Below are 18,393 nucleotides of genomic sequence, written 5' to 3'. Positions count from 1 at the left end.
AGAGAGTCAGACATTCATTATGCCGAAGAAAAATGAAGCGCCCGCCAGTTTTGAAACCGCGCTGAGCGAGCTGGAACAAATTGTTACCCGTCTGGAAGGCGGCGACCTGCCGTTAGAAGAAGCGTTGAACGAATTCGAACGTGGCGTACAGTTGGCGCGTCAGGGACAGGTCAAATTGCAACAGGCTGAACAGCGCGTACAAATCCTGCTGTCAGATACTGAAGACGCCGCCCTTACGCCTTTTACACCGGATAATGAGTAAATGGATTTTACGCAGCAGCTACAGGCTTGCGTTGAGCAGGCAAACCAGGCACTGAGCCGTTTTATCGCGCCACTGCCCTTTCAGAACACTCCCGTGGTCGAAACCATGCAATATGGCGCATTATTAGGCGGTAAACGCCTGCGCCCGTTCCTGGTGTATGCGACCGGTCAGATGTTTGGTGTCAGCCTGAGTACGCTTGATGCTCCCGCTGCCGCCGTCGAATGCATTCATGCCTATTCGCTGATGCACGATGATTTGCCCGCGATGGATGACGATGACCTGCGACGCGGTCTGCCGACTTGCCACGTAAAATTTGGCGAGGCAAATGCGATCCTGGCCGGAGATGCGCTACAAACGCTGGCATTCTCCATTATCAGCGACGCCCCAATGCCGGAAGTCACTGACCGTGACCGCATCGCGATGATCTCTGAACTGGCTCAGGCCAGCGGCATCGCCGGTATGTGCGGCGGCCAGGCACTGGATCTGGAAGCTGAAGGTCATCAGGTTGAGCTGGATGCTCTGGAGCGGATTCATCGCCATAAAACCGGAGCATTGATTCGCGCCGCCGTGCGTTTGGGGGCGTTAAGTGCTGGCGATAAAGGGCGAGAATGCCTGCCAATACTCGACAAATACGCAGAAAGCATCGGTCTGGCTTTCCAGGTTCAGGATGACATCCTGGATGTGGTAGGCGATACTGCAACATTGGGTAAACGTCAGGGTGCTGACCAGCAGCTTGGCAAAAGTACCTATCCTGCACTTCTGGGTCTTGAGCAAGCCCAGAATAAAGCCCGGGATTTAATCGAGGATGCCCGCCAGTCGCTAAGTCTGCTGGCCGCACAGTCACTCGATACCTCGGCACTGGAAGCGCTAGCGGACTACATAATCCAGCGTGATAAATAAACCAACATATCCCATGAGCTTGCGATGAGTTTTGATATAGCCAAATACCCGACCCTGGCGCTGGTCGACTCCACCCAGGAGTTACGTCTGCTGCCAAAAGAGAGCCTGCCAAAGCTTTGCGACGAACTGCGCCGCTATTTGCTCGACAGCGTAAGCCGTTCCAGCGGGCACTTCGCCTCTGGTCTGGGCACGGTGGAACTCACCGTCGCGCTGCACTATGTCTACAACACCCCGTTTGACCAGTTAATCTGGGATGTGGGACATCAGGCTTATCCGCACAAAATTCTGACCGGTCGCCGCGATAAAATCGGCACCATTCGTCAGAAAGGCGGCCTGCATCCGTTCCCATGGCGCGGTGAGAGCGAGTATGACGTACTGAGCGTTGGGCACTCTTCTACCTCCATCAGCGCAGGTATCGGTATTGCCGTTGCCGCCGAGAAAGAAGGTAAAGAGCGCCGTACCGTGTGTGTGATTGGTGATGGTGCCATCACCGCAGGGATGGCGTTTGAAGCGATGAACCACGCGGGCGATATTAGGCCCGACATGCTGGTTATCCTCAACGACAATGAAATGTCGATTTCAGAGAACGTTGGCGCGCTGAACAATCATCTGGCGCAGCTGCTCTCTGGCAAACTCTACTCATCGCTGCGCGAAGGCGGGAAGAAAGTCTTCTCCGGCGTGCCGCCGATTAAAGAACTGCTCAAACGTACCGAAGAACACATTAAAGGTATGGTTGTGCCGGGGACTCTGTTTGAAGAACTGGGCTTTAACTATATCGGTCCGGTGGACGGTCACGACGTGCTGGGGCTTATTACTACGCTCAAAAACATGCGCGATCTGAAAGGCCCGCAGTTCCTGCACATCATGACCAAAAAGGGTCGTGGCTATGAGCCTGCGGAAAAAGATCCGATAACCTTCCACGCGGTACCCAAATTCGATCCGTCCAGCGGATGCCTGCCGAAAAGCAGTGGCGGCCTGCCGAGCTATTCAAAAATTTTCGGTGACTGGCTGTGCGAGACCGCTGCGAAAGACAATAAGCTGATGGCAATCACCCCGGCAATGCGCGAAGGTTCCGGAATGGTGGAGTTTTCACGTAAGTTCCCGGACCGCTATTTCGATGTGGCGATTGCCGAGCAGCACGCTGTGACGTTTGCTGCCGGTCTGGCGATTGGCGGCTACAAGCCGGTGGTAGCCATTTACTCGACCTTCCTGCAACGCGCCTACGATCAGGTGCTGCACGATGTAGCCATCCAGAAACTGCCGGTCCTGTTCGCCGTTGACCGGGCAGGGATTGTTGGCGCAGATGGACAAACCCACCAGGGGGCGTTCGATCTCTCCTTCCTGCGCTGCATCCCGGAAATGGTCATCATGACCCCGAGTGATGAAAACGAATGCCGCCAGATGCTGTTCACCGGCTATCACTACAACGATGGTCCAACGGTCGTGCGCTACCCACGCGGTAACGCGGTAGGCGTTGAGCTGACCCCGCTGGAACAACTGCCAATTGGTAAAGGCATCGTGAAACGTCACGGGGAAAAAGTGGCGATTCTCAACTTCGGCACCCTGATGCCGGAAGCCGCTCAGGTCGCAGAGTCGCTGAACGCCACGCTGGTCGATATGCGCTTTGTAAAACCACTGGATGAAACGTTGATCCTTGAAATGGCTGCCCAACACGAGGTGCTGGTTACCATTGAAGAGAACGCCATTATGGGTGGTGCTGGCAGCGGCGTAAACGAAGTGCTGATGGCCCATCGTAAGCCCGTCCCGGTGCTGAACATTGGCCTACCAGACTTCTTCATCCCGCAGGGAACTCAGGATGAAGCCCGTGCCGATCTGGGTTTGAATGCCGCCGGAATTGAGACCAAAATCAAGGCCTGGCTGGCATAATCCCCTCCCCGCTCCTGCTATGCTTAATTCATCACGAGCTAAGCAGGAGTGGATTGATGAAATACAACATCTTAGGAAAAACCGACCTACGGGTCTCCCGCCTTTGCCTGGGTTGCATGACATTTGGCGAACCCAATCGCGGCAATCACGCCTGGACGCTACCTGAAGAAAGCAGCCGCCCGATAATCAAACACGCCCTTGAGGGTGGCATTAACTTTTTCGATACCGCCAACAGCTACTCCGCTGGCAGCAGCGAAGAGATTGTCGGCCGCGCGCTGCGTGATTTCGCCCGCCGCGAAGATGTCGTGGTCGCTACCAAGGTTTTTCACCAGGTGGATGATTTAGCGGAAGGATTATCCCGCGCACAAATTCTGCGCTCGATTGATGACAGCCTCAGACGCCTGGGTATGGACTATGTGGACATCCTGCAAATTCACCGCTGGGATTACAACACGCCAATCGAAGAAACGCTGGAGGCTCTAAACGACGTCGTGAAAGCCGGTAAAGCTCGCTATATTGGCGCCTCATCCATGCACGCTTCGCAGTTTGCCCAGGCTCTGGCCTTACAGAAGCAACACGGCTGGGCGCAGTTCGTCAGCATGCAGGATCACTACAACCTGATCTACCGCGAAGAAGAACGCGAAATGCTGCCGCTCTGCTATCAGGAAGGTGTCGCGGTGATCCCGTGGAGTCCGCTGGCGCGTGGTCGCCTGACGCGTCCCTGGGGAGAAACAACCGCACGTCTGGTTTCCGATGAAGTCGGTAAAAATTTGTACAACGAGAGCGATGAAAACGACGCGCAAATCGCCGCACGACTGACCGGTGTCAGTGAGGAGTTGGGTGTAACGCGGGCACAGGTTGCGCTGGCCTGGCTGCTGAGCAAACCCGGCGTGGCAGCGCCAATTATTGGTTCTTCACGTGAGGAACAGCTGGATGAGTTGCTCAACGCGGTAGATTTAACGTTGAAGCCGGAGCAAATTGCCGAGCTGGAAACGCCGTACAAACAGCATCCGGTGGTGGGATTTAAATAAGCGCGGTTGAAGATTGTAGGCCGGATAAGCATAGCGCATCCGGCACTGATCGCCCGATGTCGCGGCGCTTATCGGGCCTACAATAGCCCCTGAAAAGGGTTAAATGATACCTACCGGCCAGTGATGACCGATAAAATACAAAATTCCGGCAGAGAGTATCCCGGCCACAATATCGTCGATCATGATCCCCGTCCCGCCATGTACGTTGCGATCGAACCAACGAATAGGCCACGGCTTCCACATATCCAGAATACGGAAAATCACAAACCCGGCGGCAACCCACTGCCAGTCGTTGGTCGGCAACGCCATCAGGGTAATCCACATCCCGACAAACTCGTCCCAGACAATACTACCGTGATCGTGCACGCCCATATCTTTCGCCGTTTGATGGCACAGATAAACGCCGATACAGATAGATAACATCACCACCAGCGAATACAGCTGCCACGGCAGAAAGGTCATTAAATACCAAAAAGGGATCGCCGCCAGCGATCCCATCGTGCCTGGAACAATTGGGCTCAGCCCGCTGCCAAAACCGGTGGCTAACAGGTGCCACGGATTGCGCATACTCAGGCGGCTTTTGGCGACATCTTTTTTAAGGCGCGGCAAAATGGTCATATCCTTTCCAGTCAAACGTGACGGGTTTTCCATCGCGCGTAAAGTGAATGCCTTCCACGTCCGCGCTCATCTGCCCAATGCAGGTAAACGCTGCGCCGAGATTTCCCAGCGCCACTTCCAGCGCACCACGATTAATTTCCGGTACGGTAAAGCATAACTCATAATCTTCACCTCCCGAGAGCGCCCAGCGCAGGGCCTGTTCCGGCTCAACGTGCTGTGACAATGCCGTGGAGTATGGCAGCACATCAACGTTAACCCGTGCGCCACAGCCGCTAGCATTAACGATGTGTCCCAAATCGGAAATCAGGCCATCGGAGAGATCGATAGCCGCACTGGCCAGATCGCGCAGGGCTTGTCCCTGCAAAATACGCGGCGTGGGACGCAGATGGCGTTGCAGCAGATAGTCCGCGTCTGTTGCATCTGCAACCTGCAATCGGTTCTGCAAAATCGCCAGCCCGGCCGCACTGTCGCCCGGCGTGCCGGTAACATAAATCCAGTCACCCGGTTTCGCGCCTGAGCGTTTTAAGGCCCGCCCAACGGGGACGTAGCCATGGATACCCAGCGTCATCGACAGCGGCCCACGCGTGGTGTCACCACCAATCAGCTGCATATCATAGTAATTGAGGAGTTCAAACAGGCCATCGCTGAAGGCTTCCAGCCAGGCTTCATCGACGTCAGGTAACGTGAGCGCCAGCGTCAGCCACGCAGGATCCGCCCCCATCGCCGCCAGATCGCTTAAATTCACCGCCAGTGCTTTCCAGGCGAGATCGGTCGGATCAATGTCGGGGAGAAAGTGGTTGCCTGCCACCAGCGTATCGGTACTGATCGCCAGCGTTTGTTTTTCAGGGATGTTCAGAAGTGCGCAGTCGTCACCAATACCGGTTTCGACATCAAGACGAGAAGTTCTTACGCGGTCAAAATAACGGGCAATCAGGGAAAACTCGCCACATGCCATACGTTATGCCTCAGCAGAAAAAAAAGAAAAAGCCGGGGACAGCGGAAACAGGTTCCACCATCCAGCCGGCCTCGGGATTACTTTTTGTTGGGGCGAATCACAGGTGCTGCTTTATCCAGTACGCCGTTCACGAATTTGTGGCTATCTTCAGCGCCGAAGGTTTTTGCCAGTTCAATCGCTTCGTTGATGGCCACTTTGTACGGCACATCACTACGTTTAGACAATTCAAACAGCGCAATACGCAGTACGGCTTTTTCTACCTGACCCAGCTCTTCCAACAGACGAGACAGGTAAGGCTTCATTAATCCATCCAGGTACGCGCTGTTAGTCGCCACCCCGGACAGCAGTTCACGGAAATACAGAACGTCGACATCTTTAACGTCCTGTTCCGCCAGGAACTGGTATTCAACATCAGCGATGTCGTTCTGGGACAACTGCCAGGAGTAGAGCGCCTGGACGGCACACTCACGGGCGCGGCGACGAGCAGCAGGTTTCACGGATTTCCCCTTACAAAAATCAGGCCTTGATGGCTTTCAATACATTAATCATTTCAAGCGCAGTCAGTGCAGCTTCTGCGCCTTTGTTACCGGCTTTAGTGCCAGCACGTTCGATGGCTTGTTCAATACTTTCGGTGGTCAGAACACCGAAGGCTACCGGAATGCCACTGTCCTGAGCGACATGCGCCAGGCCATTGCTTGCACCGCCAGCCACATATTCGAAGTGCGCGGTACCGCCACGGATCACCGTACCGAGCGCAATCACCGCGTCGTATTTACCGGTTTTTGCCAGTGCGTCAGCGGCCAGTGGCAGCTCATATGCACCTGGAACCCAAACAACGGTAATGTTTTCATCTTTAACCTGGCCAATACGTTTCAGGGCGTCGATAGCACCTTCCAGCAGGCTGTCATTGATAAAGTTGTTGAAACGCGCAATGGTGATGGCGACGCGAGCGTCCGGGGTAGCAACGTTAGCTTCAATAATGTTCATATTCTTCCTTCGGGTTCGATTTATGGCCCCGTAAGGGGGGCGGATTTTATCATAATATTCTGTGCGCTGCTTCCTCTAAATCAGAAAGCCTCACGCAGTCGTTAAATGCAGGCAAACGTCCGGGCCCACCTGGCGTATCTCATTGAATTTGAAATGGGGTGCGTCAGCCAGTTTCTCAAGGCCTGGAAGCACACATAATCCTCTCGCATCGCTGCCTAACAGTTTAGGCGCAACATACACGATTAGCTCATCGACCAAACCGGCCTGTAATAATGCCCCGGCGAGCGTTGGGCCAGCTTCAACCCAAATGCTGTTAATTTGCTGTTTGCCCAGTTGCATCATTAGCACCACCAGATCCAGATGTCCGTTATGTTCCGGCACCTTCAGGCTGCGCACCGTCTCCGGCCAGCTAGGAGGGTCGTCTTCAGTCCGGACAATCCAGGTTTCTCCAGGCTGTTGCACAATTCGGTGCGCCGGTGTGACCTGATTCTGGCTATCAAGAACAATGCGGATTGGCTGACGCAGCTCTTCCTGCGGGTAACTCGCCTGAGTTGACTCCCCAAGCTCCGACCAACGCACGGTAAGCTGAGGGTCGTCTGCCAGCACCGTCGCACTGCTGGTTAAAATGGCATGACTTTGCGCGCGCAAGCGTTGCACATCGCGGCGCGCCTGTGGCGAGGTGATCCACTGGCTTTCACCGCTGGCCATCGCTGTACGGCCATCAAGCGACGCGCCAAGCTTAAGCTGAAGATACGGGAATCCCGTACGCATGCGCTTGAGGAAGCCTTTATTCAGTTGCTCAACTTCGCTCATCATCAGCCCGTAGCTGACGTCGATACCCGCCTGCTGCAAACGGTAGAGCCCACGTCCTGCGACCTGCGGATTGGGATCCTGCATCGCCGCAACCACACGCGACACCCCCGCCGCAATCAGCGCATCGCAACACGGCGGCGTGCGACCATGATGACTACAGGGTTCAAGCGTCACGTAGGCAGTTGCCCCCTGCGCTTTTTCTCCGGCCATCCGTAGAGCATGAACTTCGGCATGCGGTTCGCCCGCTCGGCGATGATATCCTTCACCGACGATCTCCCCATCTTTCACAATCACGCAGCCCACGTTGGGGTTGGGGTGAGTGGTAAAACGTCCGCGCGCAGCAAGCTTTAGCGCGCGCGCCATGTACAATTCATCCTGCATGGCTTAGTCCTGTAGGCGAGCAATCTCTTCGCCAAATTCTTTGATGTCTTCGAAACTCCGGTAGACAGAGGCAAAGCGGATGTAGGCGACTTTATCGAGCTTTTTCAACTGCTCCATCACCAGGTTGCCAATCATCTTGCTCGGCACCTCACGCTCACCCGTCGCACGCAGCTGTGATTTGATATGGTTTAACGCCATTTCGACGTCATCTGCGCTGACAGGCCGTTTCTCAAGCGCTCTGAGCATGCCGCTGCGCAGCTTTTCTTCATTAAAGGGTTCACGCACATCGTTGCTTTTCACAACGCGCGGCATGACAAGTTCAGCCACTTCAAAAGTGGTGAAACGTTCGTTACAAACCAGACACTGCCGACGGCGGCGTACCGAGGAGCCCTCGCCTACAAGACGAGAGTCAATTACCTTAGTGTCTACGGCGAAACAGAATGGGCAATGCATACGGCGTCCTGTACCTCAGTGGTTAACAGAATCTATTTTACCCTGAACTGCCGTGACAACAAAGGCGCTGCGCTTTTGAGACAAAGGATCGATGCCTTCGTGCTCAGTGCACACTACCATTATGCTATCGCGACAATGAAGGAAGTAATCACAATGACAAGACGTTACCTAAGAATTCTCCTGGTGGGAAGTCTCTTTAGTCTTAGTGCCTGCGCACAGCAAAGCGAAGTACGCCAGATGCATCAAAGCGTTAGCACGTTGAATAAAGAGATGACGCAGCTTAATCAGGAAACGGTAAAAATTACGCAACAAAATATGTTGAATGCAAAATCAACCAGCGGCGCCTATCTGCTGCCCGGCTCCAAAACCCCGGCACGACTGGACAGCCAGATTGGCACCTTACGCATGTCGCTGGTGAACATTGCGCCGAACGCTGATGGTACGCGCCTGACGCTACGAATTCAGGGTGAATCCAACACGCCTTTACCCGCCTTTAGCGCCACCGTCGAGTACGGGCAAATTCAGGGCACCACGGACAACTATCAGGAAGTGAACGTTCAAAACCAATTGGTCAACGCTCCGGCGAGTATTCTAGCTCCCAGCGACGTAGACATTCCGTTACAGATAAATGGCCTCACTCCAGATCAGTTAGGATTTGTGCGCATCCACGACGTCCAGCCTGTTAGCCAATAAACTTTTTTGCGGAACGTTTTGTGCGTTCCGCAACATCACTTCGCTTCTTTTTGTTACTCCCCTGACATAACCGATATTTCTGGTAAAACTTGGCAACATTCATGGGAGCCAGTACAATTCGCCGCCTAAAGTACGCAAACGTGAACGCAATCGATTACGTAAATGATAGAACTGTGAAACAAGACATATTTTTGTGAACAATGATTTTTATAATAGGCTCCGAAGAATTACGAAATATTTAGAAACGCAAATTGCGCATTTTTCACTCCCGAAAGGGATTTCAAACAGTGGCATACATATGAAAAAAACATTACTTGCAGCCGGTGCAGTGCTGGCGCTCTCCTCGTCTTTTACTGCCAACGCAGCAGAAAATGACAAACCGCAATATCTGTCCGACTGGTGGCACCAGAGCGTTAACGTGGTGGGTAGCTATCACACCCGTTTCTCCCCGAAACTGAACAACGACGTGTATCTTGAATACGAAGCGTTTGCCAAAAAAGACTGGTTTGACTTCTATGGCTACATCGATATTCCGAAAACCTTCGACTGGGGTAACGGCAACGATAAAGGTATCTGGTCTGACGGTTCCCCGCTGTTTATGGAAATCGAACCGCGTTTCTCCATCGACAAACTGACCGGTGCTGACCTGAGCTTTGGTCCGTTCAAAGAATGGTATTTCGCCAACAACTACATCTACGATATGGGTGATAACAAAGCCAGCCGCCAGAGCACCTGGTACATGGGTCTGGGTACCGATATCGATACCGGTCTGCCGATGGGTCTGTCCCTGAACGTGTATGCTAAATACCAGTGGCAGAACTATGGCGCATCCAACGAAAACGAGTGGGATGGCTACCGTTTCAAAGTTAAATACTTTGTGCCGATCACCCAGGTTTGGGGCGGCCAGTTGACCTACATCGGCTTCACCAACTTCGACTGGGGCTCAGATTTGGGTGATGATCCGAACCGCACCAGCAACTCTATCGCGTCCAGCCACGTCCTGGCGCTGAACTACGATCACTGGCACTACTCCGTCGTAGCGCGTTACTTCCATAACGGCGGTCAGTGGAAAGGTGGAGATACCCTGAACTGGGGCGAAGGCGACTTCAGCGCGAAATCTACCGGTTGGGGTGGTTACCTGGTCGTAGGTTACAACTTCTAATCCAGACAATGTCTCGCAGATAAGCCAGCTTAACCGCTGGCTTTTTTATGGCTGGTCTTCACAGCGTACTTTACGCAAAAAGTCACTTAGCGAGCGATCTGCTGATTCGCGAAAATGCCTTTCGAGTGGCGTAATCTTCAGACATCGATCAACGCGAAAGCAACGATAATCGTCACGCTTCTCGCACCAGCCAACCAGCAGCCAGTGCTCGCCCCAGAAAAATAATCCCAGCGGCTGAACGTCGCGCCAGGAGAGGTTCCCGGACTCATCGCGATAATGCAGCGCCAGCACCTGCTGGGCTGAAACCGCGCGATGTATGAGATCGAAGGCACTACGTGAATGCGGCTGATTACCAAAATCTGGCGCGAAAATCCGCGTTTGCTCGGCTCTGCGCCGACTCTCTGGCGGCAATATCGCCAGCACTTTTTCCTGCGCGGATTCCAACGCCTGTGAGAGTGAATCCCCCCCCCATGTTTTCAGCAATCGAATCGCTACCATCAATGCTTCTGATTCGTGATGCGTTAACATCAACGGCGGTAGATCAAACCCGGCCATTAAGCGGTATCCGCTGCCCACTTCGCCTTCAATAGGCACACCGGATAAAGAGAGATCGCGGATATCGCGATAAATCGTCCGTTCAGAAACCTCAAGACGCTCTGCCAGCAGCGCCGCCGTTGTCACTCGCCTGCCACGCAGGATTTGCACAATCTGAAACAAGCGGTCGGCGCGTCTGCTCATTTTAATCCTCAGTGCTGAAAATATTACGCGGGTTGATGTAAACCAACACGATTGCCTTCGCTGTCAGTAAATAGCGCAATCGTACCAATGTCCTGCCCCAGTTCTAGTGGGCCAAACACACACTGACCGCCAGCAGTGGCGACGCGTTCAAGCGTTGCAGCCAAATCGTCCGTATGCAGATAAATAATAGCGCCCTGCGCTGAAGGCGTAATACCGTCAAATTTAGCCAGCGCCCCGCCGGGAGCGGGATCCTGATGCGGAAATACGGCGAGCTCAGCGCAGTCCATGTTCTCCCGGCGCAAAGAAACCTGCATTACTGGCTCATAAAAAGCGATGGCGCGGTCCATTTGTGCCACGGGGATTTCAAACCAATTAATTACATTGCTCATACTTCCTCCTGCCTGTGTGGGTAATCTCAGGAGGACTATATGACAGGGCTACTGACAGCATACTGTCAGTAGTGTGGCGACAGGAAAAGATAATTACCTGTCGCTAATTCACAGGCAAAAAAAATCCCGACCTTGCGATCGGGATTCCAGTATCTTCACTCCAGGATGGGTTAAGGCAGAATCGACGGTTGATCCGCCCCTTCTTTCTCGACCTTCTGCTGCAGCATGTGCTCACGCTTCATACCCAGCTTCAGCGCCAGCGCCGATGCCACGTAGATAGAAGACGCAGTACCGATGGAAACACCGATCAGCATCGTCAGCGAGAAGCCTTCCAGTACCGGACCACCGAACAGGAACAGCATCAGAATAACCATCAACGTTGTACCGGACGTAATCAACGTACGGTGCAGCGTTTGAGTCAGTGACACGTTAAAGATTTCGTAAGGCGTACCGCGACGAATTTTGCGGAAGTTTTCACGAATACGGTCAGATACAACGATACTGTCGTTCAGCGAGTAACCGATTACCGACATCAGTGATGCGACGATAGTCAGGTCAATCTCGATATGGAACAACGACAGGATCCCAAGTGTGATAATCACGTCGTGCGCCAGCGCGATAACTACCCCTGCCGCCAGTCGCCACTCAAAGCGGAAACCGACGTACACCAGGATGGAGATCAACGCCGCCATCAGCGCCATCGCACCGGTTTGCGCCAGGTCTGCACCCACGCTCGGACCCACGAATTCAATTCGCTTCACCGCGGCGTTTTGGTTGGTGGATTCGTTAATCACACTCAACACTTTGCTACCCAGCACCTGACCGCCGTCTGCACCTTCAGTTGGCGGCATACGTACCATAATGTCGTGGCTGCTGCCGAAGTTCTGCAGAAGCGGATCAACGAAGCCCGCTTTCTCCAGCGCATCGCGCATCACGTCCATATCGGCCGGTTTTTCCAGCGTGATTTCAATAACCGTACCACCGGTGAAATCGAGACCCCAGTTAAACCCGCGTACGCCCATCACCACGATGGCCGCAATCAGCAGGAAACCTGAAATGCCGAAAGCCCAGTAGTCCCAGCGCATAAAGTCCCAGACTTTACGGCCGTGGTTCAATTGTTCAACAGTATATTCCTGTGCCACTTCGCACTCCTCAGATTGACAGCTTTTTGACGCGCTTGCCGCCATACAACAGGTTTACGATGGCACGTGTACCGACAATCGCGGTAAACATCGACGTCGCCACACCAATACCGGTAGTAATCGCGAACCCTTTAATTGCCCCGGTGCCAACTGCGTACAGGATGATGACCTTGATCAGCGTCGTAATGTTCGCATCAAAGATGGAGCTAAATGCGCCCGCATAACCTTCATTGATGGCCTGCTGCACCGAACGCCCGTTACTCAACTCTTCTTTGATACGTTCGTTGATCAGTACGTTCGCATCGACCGCGACGGCAAGGGTTAAGACGATCCCCGCAATCCCCGGCATACTCAGCGTAGCACCCGGCAGCAACGACATAATACCGACAATCAGCACCAGGTTAGCAATCAGCGCACTGGTCGCAATCAGACCGAACTTCTTATAGAAGAAGATCATGAACAGGATAGACACCACCAGACCGGCCAGACATGCTTCCAGACCCTGTTTAATGTTCTGCATACCCAAGGTTGGGCCGATGGTACGTTCTTCAACAATCTGAATCGGCGCAATCAACGCACCGGCACGTAACAGCAGGGAAAGCTGGCGTGCTTCGTTCGGGTTGTTGATACCGGTGATACGGAAGCTGTTACCCAGGCGAGACTGGATATTGGCGATGTTAATCACCTCTTCCTGCTTCACCAGTACTGCGCGACCGTTGGCATCTTTCTTACCGCTGTCTTTGTACTCCACGAACAGGGTCGCCATCGGCTTACCGATGTTGTCCTTGGTGAAGTTGGACATGATGTTACCACCTGCGCTATCCAGCGAGATGTTAACCTGCGGCTGATTGTATTCGTCCTGGCTGGAAGTGGAGTCGGTGATATGGTCACCGGTCAGGATCACGCGCTTGTACAGCACAACCGGCTGACCTTCACGAGATTGTTTCACTTCCGAGTCACCCGGTACACGCCCGGATGCCGCAGCAGACTGGTCAACGTTGGTATTTACCAGACGGAATTCCAGCGTCGCGGTTGCGCCCAGAATTTCTTTCGCACGCGCGGTATCCTGAATACCCGGCAGTTCGACCACAATGCGGTCAGCACCCTGACGTTGTACCACCGGCTCAGCAACACCCAGTTGGTTAACACGATTACGCAGAATGTTGATGTTCTGCTGTACCGCGTATTCACGGGCTTCGCTCAGGCGCGCATCGGTCATTACCGCACGCAGAGCATTGCTGCCCTGGCTGGAAATAACCAGATCCTGGTGACGTTTGCTCAGGTAAGAGATAGCTTCATCACGGGCGCTGCTATCACGGAAAGTGATGCTCAGACCGTAGTTATCTTCTTTGCGAACGGTAGTATAAGGAATGCCTTTTTCACGCAGATCGCTGCGCAGGCTATCGATATTTTGTTCCTGCAACTTACTCAGCGCGGTGTCCATATCCACTTCCATCAGGAAGTGAACGCCGCCACGCAGGTCAAGACCGAGTTTCATCGGTTCTGCGTGAATGGCAGCCAGCCAGCGCGGGGTTGCCGGAGCAAGGTTAAGCGCCACGACGTACTGATCGCCCAGTACGCCCATTAATACTTCACGTGCGCGCAGTTGGGTATCAGTGGAGTCGAAGCGCGCGAGAATAGCACCCTCTTCCAGAGCCACAGACTTAGGTGTGATTTTATCTTCTTGTAACGTTTTCTGGACCTGGATCAGCGTTTGCTCACTGGCGGCGGCACCGCGCACGCCAGTGATTTGAACAGCCGGATCCTCACCATACAGGTTGGGAAGCGCATAGAGCAGACCGACGACAATAACGACGATCAGCATGACATACTTCCACAAAGGATAACGGTTTAACACGGCAGTTCCCTTTGGGAAAACAATAAATTACAGCGCCTTCATGGTGCCTTTCGGCAGAACGGCAGCTACGAAATCACGTTTGATAACCACTTCAGTGGTGTCGTTCAGCGCGATAGCGATGTAGCCAGATTCTGCTACTTTAGTCACGCGACCCACCAGACCACCGTTAGTCAGTACTTCATCGCCTTTCGCAATGGAGTTCATCAGGTTCTTGTGTTCTTTGGTACGCTTTTGCTGTGGGCGCAGGATCATGAAATAGAAAATCAGACCAAACACCACCAGCATCAGAATCAGAGACATCGGGCTGCCCTGCGCCGGAGCACCTGTTGCCGCTACCGCATCAGAAATAAAAAAGCTCATTCAAATTCCCTCATTATTAAAATTAATCAACGTTCACAGGTGGAACTGGTCTACCCTGACGTTGGTAAAAATCGGTCACGAAGCTCTCTAATTTACCCTCTTCAATAGCCTTGCGTAAACCCGCCATCAAACGCTGGTAGTAGCGAAGGTTATGAATCGTGTTGAGTCGCGCGCCCAATATTTCGTTGCAACGGTCGAGATGATGCAAGTAAGCGCGCGAATAATTGCGACAGGTGTAACAATCACACTCAGCATCGAGCGGACTGGTGTCGCTTTTATGTTTCGCGTTACGAATTTTTACCACGCCGTCAGTCACAAACAAATGACCATTACGGGCATTTCGCGTTGGCATCACGCAGTCAAACATATCGATACCGCGACGCACGCCTTCAACCAGATCTTCTGGTTTGCCGACGCCCATCAGGTAACGCGGTTTATCTGCCGGAATCTGCGGGCAAACATGTTCCAGAATGCGGTGCATATCTTCCTTCGGCTCACCGACAGCCAAACCGCCGACAGCGTAGCCATCAAAGCCGATATCTACCAGACCTTTGACGGAGATATCACGTAAATCTTCGTAAACACTGCCCTGAATGATGCCAAAAAGCGCATTTTTGTTGCCGAGACTATCAAAACGGTCACGGCTGCGCTTCGCCCAACGCAAAGACATCTCCATTGAGCGTTTAGCATAGTCCCAGTCGGCCGGATACGGTGTACATTCATCGAAGATCATCACGATATCGGAACCGAGATCGTATTGAATCTCCATCGACTTCTCTGGATCGAGGAAAATCGGATCGCCGTTGATCGGGTTGCGGAAATGCACACCCTGCTCGGTAATCTTGCGGATATCGCCCAGGCTGAAAACCTGGAAGCCGCCGGAATCGGTAAGGATTGGCCCTTTCCACTGCATGAAATCGTGCAGATCGCCGTGCAGTTTCATGATTTCCTGACCCGGGCGCAGCCACAGGTGGAAAGTGTTGCCGAGGATGATCTGCGCGCCGGTCGCTTCAACTTCTTCCGGCGTCATGCCTTTTACTGTGCCGTAAGTACCGACCGGCATAAAAGCAGGCGTTTCTACTACGCCACGATCAAAAACCAGGCGGCCGCGGCGAGCGCGACCGTCTGTGGTATCCAGTTCAAATTTCATCTTCACTCCTGCGTCAGAAAAACAGTCCGACGTTTTAAACACTCATGCCGGAGACTTACTCCCCGACACGCTCAGAAATAGCCTGCGGATTGTACGTGATAAACATGGCATCCCCGTAACTAAAAAAGCGATATTCCGCTTTTACCGCTTCATGATAGGCGTGCATGGTGTTTTTATAACCAGCAAATGCGGAAACCAGCATAATCAGCGTTGATTCCGGCAGGTGGAAGTTGGTGACCAGAGCATCAATCACCTGATATTTATAGCCTGGATAAATAAAGATTTGTGTATCGCCGAAGAACGGCTCGATGAGATCGTTTTTGGCCGCCTGCGCCGCACTTTCCAGCGAACGCACGGAGGTGGTACCTACCGCAATCACGCGATTACCGCGCGCTTTCGCCGCCAGCACCGCGTCCACTACATCCTGCGGCACTTCCGCATATTCGGAATGCATAATGTGGTCTTCGATGGTGTCTACGCGTACCGGCTGGAAAGTACCCGCGCCAACGTGCAGGGTGACGAACGCCATTTCAATGCCTTTATCGCGCAGTTTAGCCAGCAGCGGATCGTCAAAATGCAGACCCGCGGTCGGCGCAGCGACGGCACCCGGTTTTTCGCTGTACACGGTCTGGTACAGCTCGCGGTCGGCGTCTTCATCCGGACGGTCGATATACGGCGGCAACGGCATATGGCCGATGGCGTTGAGGATATCCAGCACGCTGCGTTCGTCGTTAAACTCAACTTCAAACAGCGCGTCATGGCGGGCGACCATCGTCGCCTTAATACTTTCGTCGTCGCCCAGCAGCAGCTCGGCACCCGGTTTCGGCGCTTTCGAGGCACGAATATGCGCCAGAATACGTTTGTCATCCAGCATACGCTCGACCAGCACTTCAATCTTGCCGCCGCTGGCTTTACGACCAAACAGACGCGCAGGAATGACGCGGGTGTTGTTAAAGACCAGCAAGTCTCCAGGGTTGAGCTTATCGAGCAAATCGGTGAAAGTACCGTGCGTCAGCGCGCCCGTCGGCCCGTCCAAAGACAGCAAGCGGCAGCTACTGCGCTCAGCTTGCGGATAGTGGGCAATCAGGGATTCGGGTAGTTCAAAGGTGAAATCGGTAACGCGCATGACACTGACTCAGACTAAAATAAGAGGCGGGTAGTCTAGTGCCGGGGCGTTCTCCCTGCAACCTTTACCCCTCTGGATAAACGTTTAACTATGAATTTTCTTGCACATTTGCATCTCGCTCACCTTGCCGATAGCTCGCTTTCCGGCAATCTGCTGGCCGATTTTGTCCGGGGTAATCCGGAAACACACTACTCGCCTGATGTGGTAGCAGGCATCTTCATGCATCGTCGTATCGACGTGATGACCGATAACTTACCGCAGGTGCGTGAAGCCAAAGAGTGGTTTCGTAGCGAAACGCGCCGCGTCGCGCCGATTACGCTGGACGTTATGTGGGATCATTTCCTGTCGCGCCATTGGTCGGAAATCTCCCCTGACTTCCCGCTGACAGACTTTGTGCGCTATGCCCGTACCCAGGTAACCACTATTTTGCCGGAATCGCCGCCGCGCTTTATCAATCTGAACAACTATATATGGTCAGAGAAATGGCTTGAGCGCTACCGGGACATGGATTTTATCCAGAACGTCCTGAACGGCATGGCCAGCCGCCGTCCACGGCTCGATGCCCTACGCGACTCATGGTATGACCTCGATACGCATTACGATGCGTTAGAAGAACGATTCTGGCAGTTTTATCCGCAAATGATGGAACAGGCGCGGTGTAAAACCCTTTGATCGCAGCCCGCATTCCCCGCCGGATAAGCAGTAGCCGCCGTCCGGCAAAAGATTGATAGACAAAACCTGTCTCATTGATTGCCAGCGCCTCTTTGTCTTATTCCCGAACACTCTCTATACTGGCCCGCGTTGCGTTCCAAAAACCCCTTAACTTTGCAGGAGAATTATATGGTACTGGTAACTCGTCAGGCTCCGGATTTCACAGCAGCTGCGGTACTGGGTAGCGGTGAGATCGTTGAAAACTTCAACTTCAAACAGCATACCAACGGTAAAACCACCGTTCTGTTCTTCTGGCCGATGGACTTCACCTTCGTTTGCCCGTCTGAACTGATCGCATTCGACAAACGTTACGAAGAATTCCAGAAGCGCGGCGTTGAAGTTGTTGGCGTTTCCTTCGACTCTGAATTTGTCCACAACGCATGGCGTAACACCCCTGTCGACAAAGGCGGCATCGGTGCAGTGAAATACGCAATGGTTGCTGACATCAAACGCGAAATCCAGAAAGCCTACGGCATCGAGCACCCGGAAGCGGGCGTTGCGCTGCGCGGTTCTTTCCTGATCGACGCTAACGGCGTTGTTCGCCACCAGGTGGTTAACGATCTGCCGCTGGGTCGTAACATCGACGAAATGCTGCGCATGGTTGACGCGCTGCAGTTCCACGAAGAGCACGGCGACGTTTGCCCGGCACAGTGGGAAAAAGGTAAAGAAGGTATGAACGCGTCTCCGGACGGCGTGGCAAAATACCTGACCGAGAACGTTTCCAGCCTGTAATTGGCATGAATCGACAAAAGGCCCGCAAATGCGGGCCTTTTTTAT

The 18,393-nt window shown here is 53.4% G+C and carries 21 protein-coding genes; 8 read left to right on the top strand and 13 right to left on the bottom strand.

Going from position 1 to position 18,393, the window contains the following annotated elements; translation table 11 throughout:
* Positions 1 to 19: 19 nt before the first annotated feature.
* From xseB to yajO, 4 genes are read left to right on the top strand one after another with little or no spacing between them, the layout of a single operon-like run.
* Positions 20 to 262: an exodeoxyribonuclease VII small subunit gene (gene xseB / locus OGY68_RS06550; RefSeq protein WP_003021586.1), complete on the top strand. Its 243-nt coding sequence runs from the start codon at positions 20 to 22 to the stop codon at positions 260 to 262.
* Complete coding sequence (gene ispA / locus OGY68_RS06545; RefSeq protein WP_008783932.1) at positions 263 to 1,162, top strand: (2E,6E)-farnesyl diphosphate synthase; 900 nt, start codon at positions 263 to 265, stop codon at positions 1,160 to 1,162.
* 24 nt (positions 1,163 to 1,186) lie between these two features.
* Positions 1,187 to 3,049 (top strand): 1-deoxy-D-xylulose-5-phosphate synthase, encoded by a 1,863-nt coding sequence (gene dxs / locus OGY68_RS06540; protein WP_003830996.1) that lies wholly within the window; start codon positions 1,187 to 1,189, stop codon positions 3,047 to 3,049.
* 56 nt (positions 3,050 to 3,105) lie between these two features.
* A complete protein-coding gene (gene yajO / locus OGY68_RS06535; protein WP_008783931.1) occupies positions 3,106 to 4,080 on the top strand; it encodes a 1-deoxyxylulose-5-phosphate synthase YajO in 975 nt (324 codons plus the stop codon).
* 99 nt (positions 4,081 to 4,179) lie between these two features.
* Here the strand turns inward: yajO and pgpA are convergent, their stop codons facing one another.
* The 6 genes from pgpA to nrdR form a co-directional block, all read right to left on the bottom strand.
* Complete coding sequence (gene pgpA, locus OGY68_RS06530; RefSeq protein WP_003021578.1) at positions 4,180 to 4,698, bottom strand: phosphatidylglycerophosphatase A; 519 nt, start codon at positions 4,696 to 4,698, stop codon at positions 4,180 to 4,182.
* On the bottom strand, positions 4,676 to 5,653 hold the full coding sequence (gene thiL / locus OGY68_RS06525; RefSeq protein ID WP_008783930.1) for a thiamine-phosphate kinase: 978 nt from the start codon (positions 5,651 to 5,653) through the stop codon (positions 4,676 to 4,678). The genes pgpA and thiL overlap by 23 nt, the downstream gene beginning before the upstream one ends.
* 77 nt (positions 5,654 to 5,730) lie before the next feature.
* Positions 5,731 to 6,150 (bottom strand): transcription antitermination factor NusB, encoded by a 420-nt coding sequence (gene nusB / locus OGY68_RS06520; RefSeq protein ID WP_000801129.1) that lies wholly within the window; start codon positions 6,148 to 6,150, stop codon positions 5,731 to 5,733.
* 19 nt (positions 6,151 to 6,169) lie between these two features.
* A complete protein-coding gene (gene ribH / locus OGY68_RS06515; protein WP_003021575.1) occupies positions 6,170 to 6,640 on the bottom strand; it encodes a 6,7-dimethyl-8-ribityllumazine synthase in 471 nt (156 codons plus the stop codon).
* A 90-nt stretch (positions 6,641 to 6,730) separates the two neighbouring features.
* The gene (ribD, locus tag OGY68_RS06510; RefSeq protein ID WP_057067577.1) at positions 6,731 to 7,834 is read right to left on the bottom strand and encodes a bifunctional diaminohydroxyphosphoribosylaminopyrimidine deaminase/5-amino-6-(5-phosphoribosylamino)uracil reductase RibD; all 1,104 of its coding nucleotides are present in this window, start codon (positions 7,832 to 7,834) and stop codon (positions 6,731 to 6,733) included.
* Positions 7,835 to 7,837: 3 nt separating this feature from the next.
* Complete coding sequence (gene nrdR / locus OGY68_RS06505; protein WP_003021571.1) at positions 7,838 to 8,287, bottom strand: transcriptional regulator NrdR; 450 nt, start codon at positions 8,285 to 8,287, stop codon at positions 7,838 to 7,840.
* 153 nt (positions 8,288 to 8,440) lie between these two features.
* Here nrdR and OGY68_RS06500 point away from each other — a divergent pair, with 153 nt between their 5' ends.
* Positions 8,441 to 8,980 (top strand): SadB/YajI family lipoprotein, encoded by a 540-nt coding sequence (locus OGY68_RS06500; protein WP_057067589.1) that lies wholly within the window; start codon positions 8,441 to 8,443, stop codon positions 8,978 to 8,980.
* 298 nt (positions 8,981 to 9,278) lie between these two features.
* Entirely contained in the window at positions 9,279 to 10,142 is an 864-nt protein-coding gene (locus OGY68_RS06495; protein WP_003021561.1) for a nucleoside-specific channel-forming protein Tsx, read from the top strand.
* A 45-nt stretch (positions 10,143 to 10,187) separates the two neighbouring features.
* On the opposite strand, the gene OGY68_RS06490 is transcribed toward OGY68_RS06495, so the two are convergent.
* From OGY68_RS06490 to queA, 7 genes are all read right to left on the bottom strand, one after another.
* Positions 10,188 to 10,880, bottom strand: a complete 693-nt coding sequence (locus OGY68_RS06490) for a helix-turn-helix transcriptional regulator (RefSeq protein WP_057067578.1) — start codon at positions 10,878 to 10,880, stop codon at positions 10,188 to 10,190.
* 23 nt (positions 10,881 to 10,903) lie between these two features.
* Complete coding sequence (locus OGY68_RS06485) at positions 10,904 to 11,269, bottom strand: VOC family protein (protein WP_003021554.1); 366 nt, start codon at positions 11,267 to 11,269, stop codon at positions 10,904 to 10,906.
* A gap of 170 nt (positions 11,270 to 11,439) precedes the next feature.
* On the bottom strand, positions 11,440 to 12,411 hold the full coding sequence (gene secF / locus OGY68_RS06480; RefSeq protein ID WP_003021550.1) for a protein translocase subunit SecF: 972 nt from the start codon (positions 12,409 to 12,411) through the stop codon (positions 11,440 to 11,442).
* A gap of 10 nt (positions 12,412 to 12,421) precedes the next feature.
* On the bottom strand, positions 12,422 to 14,269 hold the full coding sequence (secD, locus tag OGY68_RS06475; protein ID WP_003021547.1) for a protein translocase subunit SecD: 1,848 nt from the start codon (positions 14,267 to 14,269) through the stop codon (positions 12,422 to 12,424).
* Positions 14,270 to 14,296: 27 nt separating this feature from the next.
* Complete coding sequence (yajC, locus tag OGY68_RS06470; protein ID WP_003021544.1) at positions 14,297 to 14,629, bottom strand: preprotein translocase subunit YajC; 333 nt, start codon at positions 14,627 to 14,629, stop codon at positions 14,297 to 14,299.
* Between the two features lie 22 nt (positions 14,630 to 14,651).
* Entirely contained in the window at positions 14,652 to 15,779 is a 1,128-nt protein-coding gene (tgt, locus tag OGY68_RS06465; RefSeq protein WP_003021535.1) for a tRNA guanosine(34) transglycosylase Tgt, read from the bottom strand.
* 55 nt (positions 15,780 to 15,834) lie between these two features.
* On the bottom strand, positions 15,835 to 16,905 hold the full coding sequence (gene queA / locus OGY68_RS06460; protein WP_003021529.1) for a tRNA preQ1(34) S-adenosylmethionine ribosyltransferase-isomerase QueA: 1,071 nt from the start codon (positions 16,903 to 16,905) through the stop codon (positions 15,835 to 15,837).
* 90 nt (positions 16,906 to 16,995) lie between these two features.
* Here queA and acpH point away from each other — a divergent pair, with 90 nt between their 5' ends.
* On the top strand, positions 16,996 to 17,577 hold the full coding sequence (gene acpH, locus OGY68_RS06455; protein WP_003830978.1) for an ACP phosphodiesterase: 582 nt from the start codon (positions 16,996 to 16,998) through the stop codon (positions 17,575 to 17,577).
* Between the two features lie 168 nt (positions 17,578 to 17,745).
* Complete coding sequence (locus OGY68_RS06450) at positions 17,746 to 18,348, top strand: peroxiredoxin (RefSeq protein ID WP_003021524.1); 603 nt, start codon at positions 17,746 to 17,748, stop codon at positions 18,346 to 18,348.
* The last annotated feature ends 45 nt before the right edge of the window (positions 18,349 to 18,393 follow it).

It is taken from the genome of Citrobacter sp. Cpo065 (assembly GCF_030332805.1).
Taxonomy (GTDB): domain Bacteria; phylum Pseudomonadota; class Gammaproteobacteria; order Enterobacterales; family Enterobacteriaceae; genus Citrobacter; species Citrobacter portucalensis.
The sequence above is the reverse complement of the archived record's forward strand: the minus strand, read 5'-3'. Positions and strand labels throughout refer to the sequence as shown.

Excerpts from the sequence above, each read along its gene's own strand:
- ribH (WP_003021575.1), bottom strand. The coding sequence starts at position 6,640 with ATGAACATTATTGAAGCTAACGTTGCTACCCCGGACGCTCGCGTCGCC.
- OGY68_RS06485 (WP_003021554.1), bottom strand. The coding sequence starts at position 11,269 with ATGAGCAATGTAATTAATTGGTTTGAAATCCCCGTGGCACAAATGGAC.
- OGY68_RS06490 (WP_057067578.1), bottom strand. The coding sequence starts at position 10,880 with ATGAGCAGACGCGCCGACCGCTTGTTTCAGATTGTGCAAATCCTGCGT.
- OGY68_RS06450 (WP_003021524.1), top strand. The coding sequence starts at position 17,746 with ATGGTACTGGTAACTCGTCAGGCTCCGGATTTCACAGCAGCTGCGGTA.
- ispA (WP_008783932.1), top strand. The coding sequence starts at position 263 with ATGGATTTTACGCAGCAGCTACAGGCTTGCGTTGAGCAGGCAAACCAG.
- pgpA (WP_003021578.1), bottom strand. The coding sequence starts at position 4,698 with ATGACCATTTTGCCGCGCCTTAAAAAAGATGTCGCCAAAAGCCGCCTG.
- OGY68_RS06495 (WP_003021561.1), top strand. The coding sequence starts at position 9,279 with ATGAAAAAAACATTACTTGCAGCCGGTGCAGTGCTGGCGCTCTCCTCG.
- yajC (WP_003021544.1), bottom strand. The coding sequence starts at position 14,629 with ATGAGCTTTTTTATTTCTGATGCGGTAGCGGCAACAGGTGCTCCGGCG.
- xseB (WP_003021586.1), top strand. The coding sequence starts at position 20 with ATGCCGAAGAAAAATGAAGCGCCCGCCAGTTTTGAAACCGCGCTGAGC.
- OGY68_RS06500 (WP_057067589.1), top strand. The coding sequence starts at position 8,441 with ATGACAAGACGTTACCTAAGAATTCTCCTGGTGGGAAGTCTCTTTAGT.
- thiL (WP_008783930.1), bottom strand. The coding sequence starts at position 5,653 with ATGGCATGTGGCGAGTTTTCCCTGATTGCCCGTTATTTTGACCGCGTA.
- dxs (WP_003830996.1), top strand. The coding sequence starts at position 1,187 with ATGAGTTTTGATATAGCCAAATACCCGACCCTGGCGCTGGTCGACTCC.
- yajO (WP_008783931.1), top strand. The coding sequence starts at position 3,106 with ATGAAATACAACATCTTAGGAAAAACCGACCTACGGGTCTCCCGCCTT.
- acpH (WP_003830978.1), top strand. The coding sequence starts at position 16,996 with ATGAATTTTCTTGCACATTTGCATCTCGCTCACCTTGCCGATAGCTCG.
- nrdR (WP_003021571.1), bottom strand. The coding sequence starts at position 8,287 with ATGCATTGCCCATTCTGTTTCGCCGTAGACACTAAGGTAATTGACTCT.
- tgt (WP_003021535.1), bottom strand. The coding sequence starts at position 15,779 with ATGAAATTTGAACTGGATACCACAGACGGTCGCGCTCGCCGCGGCCGC.
- ribD (WP_057067577.1), bottom strand. The coding sequence starts at position 7,834 with ATGCAGGATGAATTGTACATGGCGCGCGCGCTAAAGCTTGCTGCGCGC.
- queA (WP_003021529.1), bottom strand. The coding sequence starts at position 16,905 with ATGCGCGTTACCGATTTCACCTTTGAACTACCCGAATCCCTGATTGCC.